The sequence below is a fragment of the Stenotrophomonas sp. 59 genome (assembly GCF_030291095.1).
GTDB lineage: Bacteria > Pseudomonadota > Gammaproteobacteria > Xanthomonadales > Xanthomonadaceae > Stenotrophomonas > Stenotrophomonas maltophilia_Q.
On sequence record NZ_CP127408.1, the window covers coordinates 644,027 to 662,151 of the forward strand.

Genomic DNA, 18,125 nt, shown 5'->3' on the forward strand with positions numbered 1-18,125 from the left:
AGTGAACTACTTCACGGCAACAGGATTTGTCGTGTCAAAGTCTTGACGATCTGCAAAGTTGCCGTTAACACTTGAACCCCGTTTCAGAATCATTCATTTCGCAGTAACCGGTTGGCGCACGCGCTCGGTTTTCTGTCGCTGCGCGCCGTTCGGCAATACCCCGCAGTAAATCACGCGAATAAACGCCCCCAGGGGACGTTGGGCCGGAAAGCCCAGCGGTGGCGTTGCTTTGCCCAAAACCAGTCCAATCAGGAGCCGTACCGATGAATCGGATTTATCGCAAGGTCTGGAACAAAGCATTGGGTCAGTTGGTGGTGGCCTCGGAACTGGCTTCCTCCGACAGCAGCAGTGGTGGGGTCGTCGACCAGCGCCGCGATGCGACACAGGCCACGCCCGCACTGCTGGCAGTGGCACTGGGCCTGGTATTGGGATTGGGCATGAGTGGCTCTGCCACCGCACAGTCGGTGCAGATCGGCGGTAGCGCTACCTGCGTGGCATTCAGCGGCAAGCTGCTCGAAAAGTGCCTGATCGAAGGCTCGGCCACGGCCAAGGGCAGCAATGCGGTGGCGATCGGCAGCAACAGCAGTGCCAGTGCGGCCAACAGCGTGGCGCTGGGCGCGGGATCCAGGGCCACGCGCGCCAACACCGTCTCCGTCGGTGATGCCGGCAAGGAACGGCAGGTCACCAACGTCGCCGCAGGCACGCAGGCGACCGACGCAGTGAACAAGGCGCAGCTGGATGCGCAGGCGCGCGCCACGCAGGCCGCTCTGGCCGATGTGGCCGCAGACGGGAACCGCTATTTCAAGGCCGACGGCGCAGGTGATGACAGCGACGCGGCGAAGATCCAGGGCGAGGGTGCACTGGCCGCCGGTGCCGGTGCGCAGTCGCTGGCCAACGCCACCACCGCCATCGGTACCCAGGCCATTGCCGCGGGCATCGGCGCCAGCGCGTTCGGCCAGGGCGCGTTGGCGATTGGTGATGCCAGCGTAGTGGTCGGGCAGAGCGCAGCAGCCTTCGGCCTTGGCGATACCGCCGTCGGCGCCAGTGCGTATGCCGCCAGCGAGAACGGTGCAGCAACGGCACTGGGTGCACTGTCCGAAGCCACCGCCGATGGTGCGACCGCCGTCGGTGGCGGTGCCGTGGCGATGGGCCCGGGCAGCACCGCGCTCGGTCGCGGCGCCACTGCCGCCAACGAAGCCTCGATCGCCGTCGGTGCGTTCAGCACGGCCGTCGGTGAATACAGCACGGCCCTGGGCTCCAATTCCGCCGCAGTCGCTACCGGCAGCGTGGCGCTGGGCGCCGGTTCGCTGGCCGACCGTGTCGATACCGTGTCCGTCGGTGCCGCCGAATACGGACTGACCCGCCAGATCACCAGCGTTGCCGCCGGCACCGAAGATACCGATGCGGTCAACGTTGGCCAGTTGAAGGGAGTTGCAGCGGTGGCCGATGCCACCGCCAAGCGCTTCCAGGCCACCGGCAGCAGCAACAGCGATGCCGGTGCCCTGGCTGAAGGTGACGACGCGCTGGCCGCCGGCGAGGCCGCCAACGCCATCGGCAATGGCACCACGGCGGTCGGTGCCGGTGCCACCGCCGTTGCGCAGAACGCGACCGCGGTGGGCAACAACGCGCTGGCCTCGGGCCAGAACAGCGCAGCATTCGGCAACAACGCGCAGGCCAACGGACCGGGCAGCGTGGCCGTCGGAGGCGCTGCGGTGGATGCCAACGGCAACCCGCTGATCACCAGTGGTGGCGTGCCGGTGGTCACCGGCGCCACCAGTGCCGGCGTGGGTGGCACGGCCGTCGGCGCAAGTGCCGATGCCAGCGGCTTTGCTGCATCGTCCTATGGCGTGGGGGCCTATGCGTCCGGCGCGCAGGCGTCGGCGTTCGGTGCGGTTTCCAATGCCATCGGTGACTACTCCACGGCGCTGGGTACGCAGAGCAATGCCACGGGCACCAGCAGCGTTGCCATCGGCGGCCCGGCCGACCTGGTTCCGGGCATGGACTTCTTCGTGCAGACCCAAGCCAGCGGCGAAGCCGCGATTGCGGTGGGCGCCGGCGCCATCGCCAGCGGTGACCGCGCGGTGGCCAACGGCACCCTCAGCGAAGCCTCCGGCATCGAAGCCACCGCCGTGGGCTACTTTGCCTATGCACCGGGCGAGAACGCCAGTGCACTGGGTGCGCAGACCTGGGCTGTCGGCAAGGACAGCACTGCCATCGGCTACTACGCTACCGCTGGCGCCGAGAACAGTGTTGCACTGGGTGCCTACTCCGGGTCCAACCGCGCCAACACGGTTGCCGTGGGTACCAATGGCAACGAGCGGCAGATCGTCAGCGTGGCCGCGGGTACCGAGGCCACCGATGCGGTGAACAAGGCGCAGCTGGATGCGGTGGCCAGCACCGCCGACAGCACCGCGCGCTTCTTCCAGGCACAGCCGGAAGCTGGCAGTGATGCCGGTGCGCTGGCGGAAGGCGAGGGGGCCATCGCGGCCGGTTCGTCGAGCAATGCGATCGGTGCTGGCGCGGTTGCGCATGGCGCGGCCGCGTCGGCAATCGGCGATGACAGCGTGGCGGTGGGCCGCAACAGCACGGCCACCGGCAATGGCGGTGTCGCCATTGGTGGCCTGGGCCAGGCCTACGACGAGTTCAATCAGCCGATCATCGGTGCCGATGGCAAGGCGCAGCAGGTGGGTACCACAGCCGTGGCCGATGCCACGGCGGTCGGCAGCGCTGCGCAGGCCACCGGTGCTGCCAGCAGCGCCTTCGGCAATGCGGCCAAGGCCAGCGGTGACAACAGCTTCGCCGCCGGCGGCAAGTCGCGCGCCACCGGCGCGTATGCGGTGGCGGTGGGTGACAGTGCGTTCGCCAGCAGCGATGACAGCACCGCGGTGGGCGGCTACAGCTGGGCCACCGCCAGCGGCGCCAGCGCCTTTGGTTCCGGTGCGTGGGCGACCGCCACCAACGCCTCGGCGTTCGGCAATGCAGCATGGGCCAGCGGCGCTGGCGCCACGTCGATCGGCTACAACAGCTGGGCCAACGGCACCAGCGCCACCGCAGTCGGCCGTGGTGCCTTCGGCTATGGCGACAACAGCGTGGCGCTGGGCTTCCAGGCGCTGGGCAACAGCATCAACAGCATCGCCATCGGCACCAACACGGTGGCCGGCGGCGAAAGTGCGATCGCGCTGGGTGCGGGCAGCAATGCCAGTGCCAGTAACGCCGTCGCACTCGGCGCGGGCTCGGTCGCCAACCGCGCACGCACGGTGTCGGTGGGCAGCAGCGGCAACGAGCGCCAGGTCACCAACGTCGCCGCCGGTACCCAGGCCACCGATGCGGTGAACAAGGCGCAGCTGGACGCGGTGGCAAGCACCGCCACAACCACCAGCCGCTTCTTCCAGGCCAGCGGTAACGGCGACGATGTGGCGGGTGCGCTGGTGGAGGGCGACAACGCGCTTGCCGCAGGTGATGCGGCCAACGCCATCGGCAATGGCGCCACCGCGCTCGGCAGCGGTGCCAATGCGCTGGCCGGCAACGCGCAGGCGATCGGCTTCAACGCGCTGGCGACCGCCGCCAATGCCAGTGCCGTAGGCGCCAATGCACAGGCCACCGGCGAATACGCCACCGCGCAGGGTGCGGAAAGCGAAGCCAGCGGTGAGCAGAGTGCGGCGTTCGGCGCGGCCAGCATCGCCAGCGGCGCGGGCAGCACCGCCAGCGGTGCCTTGTCCGAAGCCTCCGGCGAAGAAGCCGTAGCCGTGGGCTACTTCAGCAACGCCAGTGGTAGTGGTGCCACCGCGGTCGGCAGCGAGAGCGTGGCCAGCGGCACGGCTGCGGCAGCGTTCGGTATCGGTGCCGAAGCCACCGGTGGTTACAGCACCGCCATCGGCGGCTATGCACAGGCTTCGGCCTTCAATGCCACCGCCTTTGGCAACTTCGCCAACGCCTCGGGTTCCAACAGCGTGGCGCTGGGCGGCGATTCGCAGGCATCCGGTGCCTACAGCACCGCCACCGGCCAGGGCAGCCTGGCCACCGGCACCAACAGCGTCGCCATTGGTGGTTCGCTGTTCGGCACGCTGGCCACCGAAGCCTCGGGCAACTACTCCACGGCGGTGGGCGGTGGCGCCTGGTCGGGAGGCATCAACAGCACCGCACTGGGCAATGCGGCGGAATCGCGCGCGGCCAACAGCGTGGCGCTCGGTGCGGATTCGATTGCGGACCGCGACAACACCGTGTCGGTGGGCGGCGGTGGCAACACCCGCCAGATCACCAACGTGGCCGATGGCACGCAGGGCAACGATGCGGTCAACAAGAACCAGCTCGATGCCGTAGCCGCCGCCGCGGAAAAGACCAGCAGGCAGTTCCAGGCCAGCGGCAATGCTGATGGTGAAACCGGAGCGCTGGTGGAGGGCGACAATGCGCTGGCCGCCGGTGATGCGGCCAACGCCATCGGCAACGGTGCCACCGCACTGGGCAGTGGTGCCAATGCACTGGCCGCCAACGCCACCGCGGTCGGCATCGATGCGCTGGCGACCGGCAGCAACGCGGCCGCACTGGGCAGCACGGCACAGGCCACCGGCGAGGACAGCCTGGCCCTGGGCAGCGGCGCGAGCGCCAGCGAAGTGGGGACAAGCGCGGTGGGCGCACGTGCACAGGCAAGCGGTGTCTACAGCACCGCCAACGGTACTGAATCCAACGCCAGCGGCGCACAGTCCCTTGCCAGCGGTTTCCGCAGCGCGGCCTCCGCCGATGGCACCACAGCGGTGGGTGGCTATGCCGAAGCGACCGGTCGCCTCGGCACCGCACTCGGCTATGGCTCGGCGGCCAGCGGCGCCAACACCACGGCGGTGGGCTTCGGCGCTGCCGCGGCCGGCACCGGCGCGGTTGCGGTGGGTCAGTCGAGTGAAGCCAGCGGTGCGGAAAGCGTGGCGATCGGCGGCAGCACCTTCTTTGGCCTGATTCCGTCGCGCGCCAGTGGCACCGGTGCGGCGGCATTCGGTGCCGGTGCGTGGGCCACCGAGGATTACGCTACGGCCATCGGCTGGAATGCCTGGTCGGCAGGTACCAACGCCACAGCGCTGGGTGCCAACGCCACCGCCAATGGCAGCAACAGCGTTGCGCTCGGTGCCGGTTCCAAGGCTGACCGCGACAATACGGTAGCCGTTGGCAAGGCCGGCAGCGAACGCCAGGTCACCAACGTTGCCGCCGGTACCGAAGCCACCGATGCGGTGAACAAGGGCCAGCTCGACGCCGTTGCCAGTGTCGCCGACAAGACCAGCCGCCAGTTCCAGGCCAGCGGCAATGCCGATGGCGAGGCCGGTGCACTGGTCGATGGTGAAAATGCGCTGGCGGCCGGCAATGCGGCCAATGCGATCGGCAACGGTGCGACCGCGCTGGGCAGCGGCGCCAACGCCATGGCCGCCAATGCCACGGCGGTCGGCTTCGATGCACTCGCCACCGGCAGCAACGCCGCCGCACTGGGCAACGCCGCGCAGGCGGCCGGTGTCGACAGCGTGGCGCTGGGCAGCGGTGCCAGCGCCAGCGAAACCGGCGCCAGCGCCACCGGTGCCGGGGCCCAGGCCAAGGGCCCCTACAGCACCGCCAACGGTGCGCAGGCCACGGCCACCGGCACGCAGGCGCAGGCCAGTGGCTTCCGCGCCAATGCTTCGGCTGACGGCGCTTCGGCCATCGGCAGCTACGCCGATGCCAGCGGTCGCCTCGGCACTGCGGTCGGCTACGGCAGCAAGGCCACCGCCGCCAACGCCACGGCGGTGGGTGTCAGTGCCACCGCCAGCGCCGCAGGCAGCGTGGCGTTGGGTTCGGGCTCGGTGGCTGATCGTGCCAACACCGTCTCGGTGGGCAGCACCACCAGCGATCGCCAGATCACCCGGGTTGCGGCCGGCACCGAGCGCACCGACGCGGTCAACCGCGGCCAGCTTGACGCGGTTGCTGCAACCGCCGATGGCACGGCGCGCTACGTCAAGGCCAGCGGTACCGGCACCGCCAGTGCCAGCGGCAGTGAGGCGGCAGCGCTCGGTTCGGGAGCCAGCGCCAGCGGTGCACGCAGCAATGCACTGGGTGCAAATGCGGCAGCCATCGGCAACGGTGCGCTGGCACTGGGCAGCAGCGCCGGTGCATCCGGCGCCAATTCGGTGGCACTGGGTGCGGGCTCGCGCGCACTCGATGCCAACGTGGTGTCGGTCGGCGGTGGCAACGGCACCGATGGCCCAGCCACGCGCCGCATCGTCAACGTGGCTGATGGCCGCATCGCTGCCGGCAGCAGTGACGCGGTGACCGGCTCCCAGCTCAATGTCACCAACCAGCGCGTGGGCGCAGTGGAAACCCGCGTCGGTGATTTCGATTCGCGCATCGCCACGGTGGAGACCACGGCGGCCAGTGCAGTCGGCTACGACGACGCCAGCCGTGACCGCCTGACCCTGTCCGGCTTCCAGGGCACCACCATCGACAATGTCGGTGCCGGCAGCATCGCAGCCGGCAGCCGCCAGGCGATCAATGGCGGCCAGTTGTTCCAGTCGCTCAGCGATGCCGCCAGCTTCCTGGGGGGCGGCGCCAGCGTCGGCATGCAGGGCGTGTTCGTGGCGCCGAACTACGTGATCCAGGGCGCCACCTACAGCAACGTCGGCGATGCGCTGGGTGCGTTGGACCGCAAGGTCAGCGAGATCGACCGCCGCACCGCCGGTGGTTCGCGCTCGGGAACGGCCAGCCTGCGTTCGATGAGTGCCTCGCTGGATGAAAGCGCACTGGCCAGCGTTGCCGAAGCACCGGCGGCGGCCGATGCGGCACCGGCCAGCACCGCACGCGTGCAGGGCACGCCGACCGCTGCGGCGGCGGGTGCGGGCATCCCGGTGGGCACCCCGGCATCGGGTCTCAACGCGGTCGCCATGGGCGACGGCGCAGTGGCCAGCGGCGCTTCCTCCACCGCCATCGGCCAGGGCGCAAGTGCCACCGCTGCCAACGCGGTGGCGCTGGGCCAGGGCTCGGTTGCCGATCGTGCCAATACGGTGTCGGTGGGCAGCGAAGGCAACGAGCGCCAGGTCACCAACGTGGCAGCCGGTACCACCGCCACCGATGCGGTCAACAAGGGCCAGCTCGATCGTGGCATGGCCACCGCCAACAGCTACACCGACAGCCGCGTGCAGGCCGTCGCCGACAGCTTCGATGTGTTCAAGGGCGAGGTCGACGGGCGCCTGCGGCACATGGATCGCCGCATCGACCGCCAGGGCGCGATGAGCGCGGCGATGCTCAACATGGCCACCAGTGCTGCCGGCATCCGTACCCAGAACCGGGTCGGCGTCGGCATCGGCTTCCAGGGCGGCGAATCGGCATTGTCGCTGGGTTACCAGCGTGCGATCAGCGATCGCGCCACGGTGACGGTCGGCGGTGCCTTCAGCAGCGACGACAGCTCGGTCGGCGTCGGCGCCGGCTTCGGCTGGTAAGCCACTCCATCGCGCCGGCGGCCACCCACGCCGGCGCAGCACCTGCAACGAGGGCCTGGGGGGAGGTCACGGCAATCCCGGCTGGGCCGGCCGGGAGTCGTCAAGGAATGATGGCCGCAGTGTTGGTTCGATCCATGACCCAGAAGAGGAATTCGACGTGATCAAGAAGCAGAACCTTCGCATCAATGTGTTGGCAGCCGCCGTGCTGTCGCTGACCGGTGTTGGCCTGGCACAGGCCGCCGACCTGAAAGCAAATGCGCCGTTGTCCGGCCCGAAGACGCAGCAGGTTGATGGCATCATCGTGAAGTACCGCGCTGGCAGCGCCGCAGCTGCCGATGCAAACGCCAAGCTGGCCGTGGTCAACTCGGCCATCGCGCGCGCCGTGCCGGCAGGCACCAACGCGGCTGCGCGCAGTGCCGCGCTGCGCCCGCAGGTGGCCCGCAGGCTCGGCATCGGTGCCGATCTGATCCGCCTGCAGGGAGGGATCGCGCGCGCCGAGCTGGACAAGGTGCTGGGCGAACTGAAGGCTGACCCGACCGTCGAATATGCGGTGGCCGACGCCGTCATGTATCCGATCGATGCCGTGTCGTCGCCGCGCGCGGACGCCGTCGCGAAGTCCGATGCGTCGCCCAACTTCGTGCCCAACGATCCGTACTACCAGAGCCACAACTGGCACTTCCACAACCCGGTCGGCGGCGTCAACGCACCGGCCGCATGGGACGTCTCGCAGGGCGAGGGCATCGTGGTGGCCGTGCTCGATACCGGCATCCTGCCCGAGCACCCGGATTTTGCCGCCGGCACCCTGCTGGAGGGCTACGACTTCATCAGCCAGGCCAGCCGCTCGCGTCGTGCCGCCGACGGCCGCGTGCCGGGTGCACTCGACTACGGTGACTGGATGCCCACCGCCAATGCCTGCTACGACGGTTCGCCGGTACGCGACAGTAGCTGGCACGGTACCCATGTGACCGGCACCATCGCCGAGGCCACCAACAACGGCCTGCATACCGCCGGCCTGGCCTACAAGGCCAAGGTGCTGCCGGTGCGCGTGCTCGGCTACTGCGGTGGCACCCTGTCGGACATCACCGACGCCATCACCTGGGCCTCGGGCGGAACCGTGGCCGGCATTCCTGCCAACCAGAATCCGGCCGAGATCATCAACATGAGCCTGGGCGGCTCCGGCAGCTGTGATCCGGCCTACCAGGCGGCCATCACCGGTGCCACCAACCGCGGTACCCTGGTGGTGGTGGCAGCCGGCAACGACTCGATGAATGTCGCCAATGCCCGCCCGGCCAACTGCGATGGCGTGGTCTCGGTCGGCGCGACCGGCATCACCGGTGCCATGGCCTACTACTCCAACTTCGGTACCCGCATCGATCTGTCCGGTCCGGGCGGTGGCGTCACCGACGGCAATCCGAACGGCTATGTCTGGCAGGCGGTGTCCAGCAGCAAGACGTCGCCGCCGGCAGCCGGTTCCACCGAGGGCTACACCCTGGGCGGCAAGGCCGGCACCTCGATGGCGGCACCGCATGTGGCTGCCGTCGCCGCGCTGGTGCAGAGCGCGCTGATCGCCGCCAACCGCGACCCGCTCGCACCGGCAGGCATGCGGACCCTGCTGAAGGAAACGGCACGTCCGTTCCCGGTCAGCATTCCGTCCGCCACCCCGATCGGCACCGGCATCGTCGACGCCAAGGCCGCGCTGGACAAGGCCCTGGAAGAGCCGTGCACCGAGAACTGCGGTCCGGTGGCCAAGCCGCTGACCAACAAGGTGGCCATCGGCGGGTTGAGTGGTGCCGCCGGCAGCAGCGTGCTTTACAGCTTCGAGGCCGCGGCAGGCAAGCAGCTCAGCGTCATCACCTATGGTGGCACCGGCAATGTGTCGGTCTACCTGGCCAAGGGCCGCGAGCCGAGTGCCACCGACAACGATGCGCGCTCGACCCGCCCGGGTACCTCGGAAACGGTGCGCGTGACTGCAGCGACCGCCGGCACCTACTACATCAAGGTGGTGGGCGAGGCGGCATACAGCGGCGTGAGCATTCTCGCCACGCAGTAAGCGCGCAGTGCAGTAGTTGAATGGCCGAAGCCCGTCACCCGCATGTGACGGGCTTCGTCTTTTTACGAAAGCGGGCGGCGGGGCGACGGAAATCACGGCGTAACTGCTAAAGTCGAGCCGATTGACAGGAGAGTCACGTGAACGCGCTTGCTGCAACCGCCGCCGACGACGCCGAAGGTCGCATCCTGGATGCGTTGCTGGCGCGTGGCCGCCTCAAGGAGGGCGATCTTGCACGGGCTCGGCCGCTGCACGCGGAGGCGGGCGGCAGCCTGCTCGGCCTGCTGGTGCGGCTGGGGCTGGTATCCGAACGTGACCAGGCGCAGGCCAGCGCCGAGGTGCTGGGTCTGCCGCTGCTGGATGGCAAGCAGTTGCCGGATTCACCGCCCCAGGGCCTGGCCGAGGGCCTGCCGCTGTCCCTGCGTTTCCTCAAGCAGTTCCATGTATGCCCGCTGGCGCTGGATGAACAGGGTGTACGGCTGTGGCTGGCCGACGCCCACGATCCCTATCCGCAGCAGGCTGTGCAGCTGGCGCTTGGCGTACCGGTGACGCCGGTGCTGGGCATGCGTGCGGAGATCGATGATCTGGTCGAGCGCTGGTTCGGCCAGGGCCGCAGCGCGATGGGCGCGATCGTTGAAACCGCGGACGGCGAGGGCGGCGCGGTCGACGATATCGAGCACCTGCGCGACCTCGCCTCGGAAGCGCCGGTGATCCGCCTGGTCAACCTGGTGATCCAGCGTGCGGTGGAGCTGCGCGCTTCGGACATCCATGTCGAGCCGTTCGAGAGCCGGCTGAAGGTGCGTTACCGCGTCGATGGCGTGCTGGTGGAGGGCGAAAGCCCGCCGGCCAACCTCACCGCAGCGGTGATCAGCCGCATCAAGATCATGGCCCGCCTCAACATCGCCGAGCGCCGCCTGCCGCAGGATGGCCGCATCATGCTGCGCGTGCAGGGCAAGGAGCTGGACCTGCGCGTGAGCACGGTGCCGACCGCGCACGGCGAGAGCGTGGTGATGCGCCTGCTCGACCGCGAAACGGTGGTGTTCGATTTCCATCGGCTCGGCTTTACCGATGCGTTCCTGCCGCAGTTCCGCAAGGTGCTGGAACAACCGCACGGCATCCTGCTGGTCACCGGCCCGACCGGTTCGGGCAAGACCACCACGCTGTACACCGCGCTGAGCCAGCTCAACACCGCCGACGTCAAGATCATCACGGTGGAAGATCCGGTCGAGTACCAGATCGAGGGCATCAACCAGATCCAGGCCAAGCCGCAGATCGGCCTGGACTTCGCCAACGCACTGCGCAGCATCGTCCGCCAGGACCCGGACATCATCATGATCGGCGAAATGCGCGACCTGGAAACCGCGCGCATCGCGATCCAGTCGGCGCTGACCGGCCACCTGGTGCTGTCCACCCTGCACACCAACAATGCGGCCGGCGGCATCACCCGCCTGCTCGACATGGGCGTGGAGGACTATCTGCTCACCTCCACCATCAACGGCATCCTGGCGCAGCGCCTGGTGCGCCGGTTGGAGCCGACCCACGCCGAGCGCTATGAAGCCTCGCCGGAGGAGATCGAGCGCTTCGAGCTGCGCCGTCTGCAACCGGAAGGGCCGATCCATCTATACCGCCCGAAGCCTTCGGCACTGGCGCCGACCGGCTACCTGGGCCGCACCACCATCATGGAATTCCTGGTGATGAACGATGCGCTGCGCCGCGCGGTGATGCGCCGCGATGGCATGGGCGAGATCGAACGCATCGCCCGTGAAGCCGGCATGCGCACGATGTACGAGGATGGTCTGTCCAAGGCGCTGAGCGGGCAGACCACCATCGAGGAAGTGCTGCGCGTGACCGAGGAAAGCTGATGCGCGCAGGACGCCGGGGCTGACATGCCGAACTACCGCTACAAGGCGCTCAATCCGCACGGCGAGATCTTCGACGGGCAGATGGAAGCAGCCAGCGAGGCCGAACTGGTCGCGCGCCTGCAGGATCAGGGCCACCTGCCGATGGAGACCCAGCTGGCCGATGGCGGCGTGGTCGGCGGCAGCAGCTGGCGCACGCTGCTGCGCCAGCGCCCGCTGCAGGGCGCGGCGCTGCTGCAGTTCACCCAGCAGCTGGCGACCCTGCTTGGCGCCGGCCAGCCGCTGGACCGTGCACTGTCGATCCTGCTCGGCCTGCCGGAAGACGAACGCTCGCGGCGTGCGATCACCGACATCCGCGACGTGGTGCGCGGCGGTGCGCCGCTGTCGACCGCGCTGGAACGCCAGCACGGCCTGTTCTCGCGCCTGTACGTGAACATGGTGCGTGCCGGCGAGGCGGGTGGCAGCCTGCACGAGACCCTGCAGCGGCTGGCCGACTACCTCGAACGCAGCCGCGCGCTGCAGGGCAAGGTGATCAACGCACTGGTCTATCCGGCCATCCTGCTGGTGGTGGTGGGCGGCGCGCTGCTGTTCCTGCTCGGCTACGTGGTGCCGCAGTTCGCGCAGATGTACGAAAGCCTGGACGTGGCGCTGCCGTGGTTCACCAACGCGGTGCTGCAGCTGGGCTTGTTCGTGCGCGACTGGTGGGTACTGCTGCTGGTAGTGCCGGGGTTGCTGGCGCTGTTCTTCGAGCGCAAGGTACGGCAGCCGGCGTTCCGGCTGGCGCTGGATGGATGGCTGCTGCAGCGTCGCGGCATCGGCCGCCTGCTGGGCGAACTGGAAACCGCACGGCTTGCGCGCACGCTGGGCACCCTGCTGCGCAACGGCGTGCCGCTGCTCGGTGCGCTGGGCATCGCACGCAACGTGCTGGGCAACCGCGCCTTGGCTGCCGACGTGGAAGCGGCAGCCGATGAAGTGAAGAACGGTGCCGGCCTGTCGCTGGCGCTGTCGCGCGGCAAGCGATTCCCGCGCTTGGCGCTGCAGATGATCCAGGTCGGCGAGGAGTCCGGCGCGCTCGATACCATGCTGCTGAAAGCTGCCGACACGTTTGAACAGGACAGCGCCCGTCGCATCGACCGTCTGTTGGCGGCGATGGTGCCGGCGATCACCCTGGTGCTGGCCTCGGTGGTCGGTGCGGTGATCGTGGCCGTGCTGGTGCCGTTGTACGACCTGACCAATGCCATCGGCTGATGATGGCTCCCTAAGCAACCTCGACACTCCGCAACTGAAAGGACCGACCATGATTGCTTCCCGTCGACCGATCCGCCTTTCCTTCACCGCCGCGCGCAACCAGTCGGGCATGAGCCTGCTGGAGATCATCATCGTCATCGTGCTGATCGGCGCGGTGCTGACCCTGGTCGCCAGCCGCGTGCTGGGCGGCGCCGATCGTGGCAAGGCGAACATCGCCAAGGCCCAGGTGCAGACCGTTGCCTCCAAGGTCGACAACTACCAGATCGATACCGGCAAGCTGCCGGGCTCGCTCAACGATCTGGTGACCGCACCGGCCGGTGTCGGCGGCTGGCTGGGCCCGTACGCCAAGCCGGCCGACCTGAATGACCCGTGGGGCCACGCGCTGGAGTACCGCGCGCCGGGCGAAGGCCAGCCGTATGAACTGATCAGCCTGGGCAAGGACGGCAAGGCCGGTGGCAGCAGCGTCGACGCTGACATCCGCTACCAGCCGTAACCGGGCATGACGCATTTCCTGCCGCGCCGGCTGCCTCGCCCGCGCCTGCACGGCAGGCGCGCAGCGGGCCTGTCGCTGCTGGAAATGCTGCTGGTGATCGCGCTGATCGCCGCGATCGGCCTGATCACCGCCGCGGGTCTGTCGCGCGGCTTTGCCGGCATGCAGCTGCGCAGCGCCGGCAAGGACATCGCCAACCAGCTGCGCATGGTGCGCGCGCAGGCCATCGCACGCGGTGAACCGCAGCGCTTCGTGATCGAGCCGGCGCGACGCCACTGGCAAGGTGCGAACCAGCGCCAGGGCGACGTCCCGGCGCAGCTGCAGGTGCAGTTCGAAGGCGCCGCGCAGCTGGCCACCGCGCCCGGGCAGGGCGTGATCGAGTTCCATCCCGATGGCGGCTCCAGTGGTGGCCGCATCCGGCTGCAGCGTGAGGGCGCCGAATGGCGCATCGATGTCGGCTGGCTGACCGGCGAGGTCCGCTCCGGCCCGTGGCAGGCGCCATGAAGCGGCGGGCGCGTGGTTTCACCCTGCTGGAAGTGATCATCGCCTTCGCCCTGCTGGGCCTTGCGCTGACACTGCTGCTGGGCAGCCTGTCAGGTGGCGCGAAACAGGTCCGCGAGGCCGAGCTGCGCACGCGTGCGGTGCTGCATGCGCAGTCGTTGCTGGCCGAAGCCGGTGTCGCCTCGCCGTTGCAGGTCGGCAGCCAGCAGGGCGACTGGGAACAGGGCCGATACCATTGGGAGCTGCAGGTGCAGCCATGGGTCGAGCCGCGTGCCGGCAACGCGGCACAGGTACAGGCGCAATCGCCGGGGGCTCCCTGGCTGGCCGAGCTGCAGCTTCAGGTGCGCTGGGGCGAAGGCGAACGCGAACAACTGCGCTGGCGCAGCCTGCGCCTGCTGCCGCCGGACCTGGAGAGCGCGCGATGAAGCGACGCGCCGCAGGCTTTACCCTGGTGGAAGTGATGCTGGCCACGGTGCTGTTGGCCGGTGGCCTGGCGTTGGCGTTCGCCAGCGTGCGCTCGGCGATGGCGGTGAGCCAGCGTGGCGAGCAGATTGCCGCCGAGAGCGAACGCATGCGTGCGGTTGAGACCCTGCTGCGGCGACAACTGGCGGGTGCGCTGCGCACGCCGCTGGAAGTGCCCGATCCCACCCGCGAACCGATCTTCTTCCAGGGCGAAGAACAACGCATGCTGTTCGCGGCTGATCTGCCGGGCTACCTGGGCCGTGGCGGTGCCTACCTGCACGCACTGCAGGTGGATGGCCGCAGCGGCCAGCAACGCCTTCTGCTCGACCTGGTGTTGCTGCAGGAGGGCGAGCGCATTGCCGAGAATCCGCCGCGCCCGCCGGAGGTGCTGGTGGAGAATCTGAAATCGGTGCAGCTGCGCTATCGCGGCATCGATGCCAGCACCGGCCAGGTGACTGAGTGGATGCCGCGCTGGGATGACACCCGGCGCCTGCCGATGCTGGTGGAGATCCAGATCGTGCCGGCCAAGGGTGCCCCCTGGCCTGCACTGGTGGTCGCTCCGCGCGCCGGTGGCAGTGGAGGTGCGCGATGAGCCGGGCGCGGGGGGCGGCGCTGGTACTGGTGCTGTGGCTGATCGCGCTGATGACGGCGCTGGTGGGGGCGTTCGCGTTGAGCGCGCGGGTCGAGCATCTGCAGCAGCGGGTGCTGGACGATGATGCGCGTGGCCAGGAGCGTGCACGGGCGGGACTGGAGTACGCGCTGACGCGCCTGTCCGCCGATCCGCAGCGAGCGCCCTGGCGCGCCGATGGCCGTGTCTATCGCTGGCAGTTCGATGACGCCAGCATCGAGATCAAGGTGCTGGACGAGAACGGCAAGATCAACCTGAACCTGGCCGACGTGGCCCTGCTGAGCGCCTTCCTCAAGGCGCTGGGTGAAGACGAAACGCAGGCCCGCCAGCTGGCTGGCGCGATCGTCGACTGGCGTGACGAGGACAGCCTGCTGCAGCCCGGCGGTGGTGCCGAAGCGCCCGACTATGCCGCCGCAGGCCTGCCCTATGGCCCCCGCAACAAGCGTTTCGAGACGCTGGGCGAGCTGCAGCGGGTACTCGGCATGCGCGGGCCGCTGTACCAGGCCATGCTGCCGCACCTGACCCTGTACAGCCGGCAGGCGCGGCCGGATCCGCAGTTCGCCAGCGCACCGGTGCTGACCGCACTGGGCATGGATGCGGACACCGTGCTGGCGCAGCGCGCCCAGCAGGAGCGTGATGCAGATGCCGCTGGCGGTACGACAACGCTTGCCAGCAGCAGCGGCACCTATAGTATCGAGTCTCGTGCAACGGACGGCAGTGGACGCCGGTCGGTAGTGCAGGCGGTGGTACGCAATGGCTCGGGCGGGGTTCCCGGGCGGTCCTACACAGTGCTTCGCTGGGAGCAGGGAATGACAGCAAGATGACGGCTTGGCAGGACAGTGTGCGGCAGGTGCAGGGCCGGATCGGCCCCGGTGCCGGCCGTTTCCTGCGCTGGTGGCGGCAATCGCTGCTGGCGTGGGTGCCGGCCCGTTGGCAGTGGGCGCTGGGCTGGGCGCAGGCCCGCCTGCTGCTGCAGCGCGAAGGCGACCACCTTCAGGTCTGGCGTGAGGCGGGGGAGCGCCGCGAACCGGTGGTGCGGCTGCCGTGGCCGCTGTCACCGGCCGAACTGGATCGCGTGCTGGAAGCCCGCCTGCGCAGCTTGCCGCGGGTGTGGCTGCTGCCGGCCGGCGATGTGCTGCGCCGGCAGCTGCGCCTGCCAGCGGCGGCGGCTGACCGCCTGCGTGCGGTGGTCGGCTTCGAGATCGACCGGCAGACACCGTTCGAATCCAGCCAGGTCAGCTATGACGTGCGTGAACGTGGCGCGGCGGGCGAGGGCCAGCTGCAGGTCGAACTGGTGGCCTGGCCGTTGCGGCAGCTCGAGGCCTGGCGCAGCAACGTGGGCCAATGGGCCGATGTACTGTCCGGTGTCGATGCCATCGATGCGCAGGGCAACATCCTGCAGGTGAACCTGCTGCCGCCCGCGCAGCGTCAGCTGCAGGCCGACCCGATGCGGCGCTGGAACCTTCTGCTGGCGGTGGCCGCAGTAGTGATGCTGGTGCTGGCTGGCCTGCAGCTGCTCGACAACCGCCGCGCGGCAGCTGAAGAACTGCGTGCCGAAGTTGAGCGCAGTGCGCGCAGTGCGCGTGGCGTGGCCAGCGAACGTGCCCAGCTGCAGGCGCTGATCGACGGTGCTGCGTTCCTGGAAAAGCAGCGCGGCCAGCGCGCCGGTACGGTGGAGATCTGGAACGAACTGACCCGGCGCCTGCCGGAGGGGACGTACCTGGAAAAACTGGCCATCGAGAACAACAACCTGCAGCTGATCGGGCTCAGCCGCGAGGCATCGCAGCTGGTGCAGCTGCTGCAGGATGCGCCGCAGTGGCGCAAAGTGAACCTGACCGGCGTGCTGCAGGCCGATGGTGCCGCCAGCGGCCGCGACCGCTTCACCATGACCGCTGAACTGCAGCCGTTGCCGACGGCAGCCCCGACCCGGGAGGCGGCCGATGCCGATGCCAAGCGCACGCCGTGACCGCTGGCTGGCACTGGCACTGCTGCTGGCAGTGCTGGGCCTGGCCTATCTGCTGCTGGTGCACCCGTGGTTCACCCAGCCGCTGCGCGAGATCGATGCCGATGTCGCCGCACTGCGCGAACGCGAATCGCGCGTGCAGGCACAGCTGCAGCAGAAGCCGCAGATCGAGCAGCGCCTGCGAGCCACCCGCGAAGCCCTGCAGCAACGGCCGGGCTTCCTGAGTGAGGCCACTGCCGAGGCCGCCGCCGCCGCACTGGGCGCGAAGCTGCAGGACGCGGTGGCGATGGCCAGCCCGGGCAACCGCAGCTGCACCATCAGCAACCGCACGCCGCTCACCGACAACCGCCGGGACGCCGAGTTCGTGCGCGTGGCCATGCAGGTGCGCCTGCGCTGTGGCGTGGCCGAGCTGGCCACGGTGCTGCACAGCCTGGAAACCGGCAGCCCGCGCTTGTTCGTCGACAACCTCAACCTGATCGCGCAGCGCTTCCAGCAATCGCCGAATGAATCCGGGCTGGGTCTGGATGTGTCGTTCGAGCTGGCCGGCTACCTGCTGCCGGGCGCTGCTGCCGATGGCAGTGCCCCGGCACCTGCCGCCGAACCGGTGTCCGCGCCGCAGCCGCCTTCAGCGGCACCCGCCCCCGCACCGGCTGCGCCGGTCGAGGGACAGGAGGTGGCTGATGAAACTTGAGCAGATCAGCCTGCGTACCGGTTTCCTGCTGGCCCTGGCCGGTTGGGCCGCGGCGGTCTGGTTGGCCACCGGTTTCGGTCTTGGCAGCCAGCTGCCAGGTGCCGACGGCGATGCCGATGCGGCGCCTTCGCTGCCGGTGCTGCCGCCGTTGGCCGCAGAACGCATGCCCAGCGCCGACAGCTACAGCGCGATTGGTGAGCGACCACTTTTCGCCGAGGACCGCACGCCGAAGCCCTACCTGCTCGGTGGCAGCGAGCCTGCCGCCAGCGCCGCGCTGCGCTTGACCGGCGTGCTGCTGACCGGCGACTTCGGCATGGCCACCTTCACCACCGAACAGAATCGTTCGCTGCGGCTGCGCCTCAATGGCGAAGCGGTGGACGGCTGGCAACTGGTGGGGCTGGCACCGCGCCAGGCCACGGTGATCGGCCCAAGTGGCAGCCAGGTGCTGGAACTGGCCGTGTTCAACGGCCAGGGCGGCGAGCCACCCACTGTACTGCGCGGTGCCAATGGCGCGCCGCCAGCGGGTGCGGTCGTTGTGCCGCCGCCGGCGGGCGCACCGCCGATGCCACCCCCACCTCCGGCAGCTGCAGCCGCAACCGCGCAGCCGCAGCCCGCCAGCAGCGTGCCATCAGCCGCCGCCGCGGCACCTCCTGCCAACAACAACGGCCCCAGCGAAGCGCAGATGCAGGCCATCCGCGAACGCATCCAGGCCCGTCGCCGCCAGCTGCAGCAACAACAGCAGCAACAACCGTCGCCGCCCCCGGGCGATGGCACCAACCGATAGAGTGAAT

The 18,125-nt window shown here is 69.2% G+C and carries 12 protein-coding genes; all 12 read left to right on the forward strand.

Features of this window, described 5'->3' with window-relative positions:
* The first annotated feature begins 263 nt into the window (after positions 1-263).
* The 12 genes from QP552_RS02855 to QP552_RS02910 all read left to right on the forward strand — a co-directional run bounded on the left by QP552_RS02855 (position 264) and on the right by QP552_RS02910 (position 18,118).
* Entirely contained in the window at positions 264-7,445 is a 7,182-nt protein-coding gene (locus tag QP552_RS02855) for an ESPR-type extended signal peptide-containing protein (RefSeq protein ID WP_286074923.1), read from the forward strand.
* 157 nt (positions 7,446-7,602) lie between these two features.
* Entirely contained in the window at positions 7,603-9,495 is a 1,893-nt protein-coding gene (locus tag QP552_RS02860) for a S8 family serine peptidase (protein WP_286074925.1), read from the forward strand.
* A gap of 137 nt (positions 9,496-9,632) precedes the next feature.
* Entirely contained in the window at positions 9,633-11,354 is a 1,722-nt protein-coding gene (gspE, locus tag QP552_RS02865) for a type II secretion system ATPase GspE (RefSeq protein ID WP_106551126.1), read from the forward strand.
* A gap of 24 nt (positions 11,355-11,378) precedes the next feature.
* Entirely contained in the window at positions 11,379-12,599 is a 1,221-nt protein-coding gene (locus QP552_RS02870) for a type II secretion system F family protein (protein WP_111111615.1), read from the forward strand.
* Positions 12,600-12,648: 49 nt separating this feature from the next.
* Positions 12,649-13,092, forward strand: coding sequence for a type II secretion system major pseudopilin GspG (gene gspG, locus QP552_RS02875; protein WP_004142831.1), 444 nt, complete (start codon positions 12,649-12,651; stop codon positions 13,090-13,092).
* A 6-nt stretch (positions 13,093-13,098) separates the two neighbouring features.
* Positions 13,099-13,593, forward strand: coding sequence for a GspH/FimT family pseudopilin (locus QP552_RS02880; protein WP_099484331.1), 495 nt, complete (start codon positions 13,099-13,101; stop codon positions 13,591-13,593).
* Complete coding sequence (locus tag QP552_RS02885; RefSeq protein WP_106551124.1) at positions 13,590-14,015, forward strand: prepilin-type N-terminal cleavage/methylation domain-containing protein; 426 nt, start codon at positions 13,590-13,592, stop codon at positions 14,013-14,015. Before QP552_RS02880 ends, QP552_RS02885 begins: the two co-directional genes overlap by 4 nt.
* Entirely contained in the window at positions 14,012-14,644 is a 633-nt protein-coding gene (locus tag QP552_RS02890) for a type II secretion system protein J (protein ID WP_286074928.1), read from the forward strand. The genes QP552_RS02885 and QP552_RS02890 overlap by 4 nt, the downstream gene beginning before the upstream one ends.
* Complete coding sequence (locus QP552_RS02895) at positions 14,641-15,504, forward strand: general secretion pathway protein GspK (protein ID WP_111111618.1); 864 nt, start codon at positions 14,641-14,643, stop codon at positions 15,502-15,504. The genes QP552_RS02890 and QP552_RS02895 overlap by 4 nt, the downstream gene beginning before the upstream one ends.
* Positions 15,501-16,646, forward strand: coding sequence for a PilN domain-containing protein (locus QP552_RS02900; protein ID WP_286074931.1), 1,146 nt, complete (start codon positions 15,501-15,503; stop codon positions 16,644-16,646). The genes QP552_RS02895 and QP552_RS02900 overlap by 4 nt, the downstream gene beginning before the upstream one ends.
* Positions 16,627-17,334 carry a type II secretion system protein GspM gene (gene gspM, locus QP552_RS02905; protein ID WP_258393955.1) on the forward strand — a complete coding sequence of 236 codons (708 nt, stop codon included), beginning with the start codon at positions 16,627-16,629 and terminating at the stop codon, positions 17,332-17,334. The genes QP552_RS02900 and gspM overlap by 20 nt, the downstream gene beginning before the upstream one ends.
* Positions 17,324-18,118, forward strand: coding sequence for a general secretion pathway protein GspN (locus QP552_RS02910; RefSeq protein ID WP_111111621.1), 795 nt, complete (start codon positions 17,324-17,326; stop codon positions 18,116-18,118). Before gspM ends, QP552_RS02910 begins: the two co-directional genes overlap by 11 nt.
* The last annotated feature ends 7 nt before the right edge of the window (positions 18,119-18,125 follow it).

Coding starts and splice junctions, on each gene's coding strand:
- QP552_RS02855 (WP_286074923.1), top strand. CDS start 264: ATGAATCGGATTTATCGCAAGGTCTGGAACAAAGCATTGGGTCAGTTG.
- QP552_RS02870 (WP_111111615.1), top strand. CDS start 11,379: ATGCCGAACTACCGCTACAAGGCGCTCAATCCGCACGGCGAGATCTTC.
- gspG (WP_004142831.1), top strand. CDS start 12,649: ATGATTGCTTCCCGTCGACCGATCCGCCTTTCCTTCACCGCCGCGCGC.
- QP552_RS02880 (WP_099484331.1), top strand. CDS start 13,099: ATGACGCATTTCCTGCCGCGCCGGCTGCCTCGCCCGCGCCTGCACGGC.
- QP552_RS02885 (WP_106551124.1), top strand. CDS start 13,590: ATGAAGCGGCGGGCGCGTGGTTTCACCCTGCTGGAAGTGATCATCGCC.
- QP552_RS02890 (WP_286074928.1), top strand. CDS start 14,012: ATGAAGCGACGCGCCGCAGGCTTTACCCTGGTGGAAGTGATGCTGGCC.
- QP552_RS02895 (WP_111111618.1), top strand. CDS start 14,641: ATGAGCCGGGCGCGGGGGGCGGCGCTGGTACTGGTGCTGTGGCTGATC.
- QP552_RS02900 (WP_286074931.1), top strand. CDS start 15,501: ATGACGGCTTGGCAGGACAGTGTGCGGCAGGTGCAGGGCCGGATCGGC.
- gspM (WP_258393955.1), top strand. CDS start 16,627: ATGCCAAGCGCACGCCGTGACCGCTGGCTGGCACTGGCACTGCTGCTG.
- QP552_RS02910 (WP_111111621.1), top strand. CDS start 17,324: ATGAAACTTGAGCAGATCAGCCTGCGTACCGGTTTCCTGCTGGCCCTG.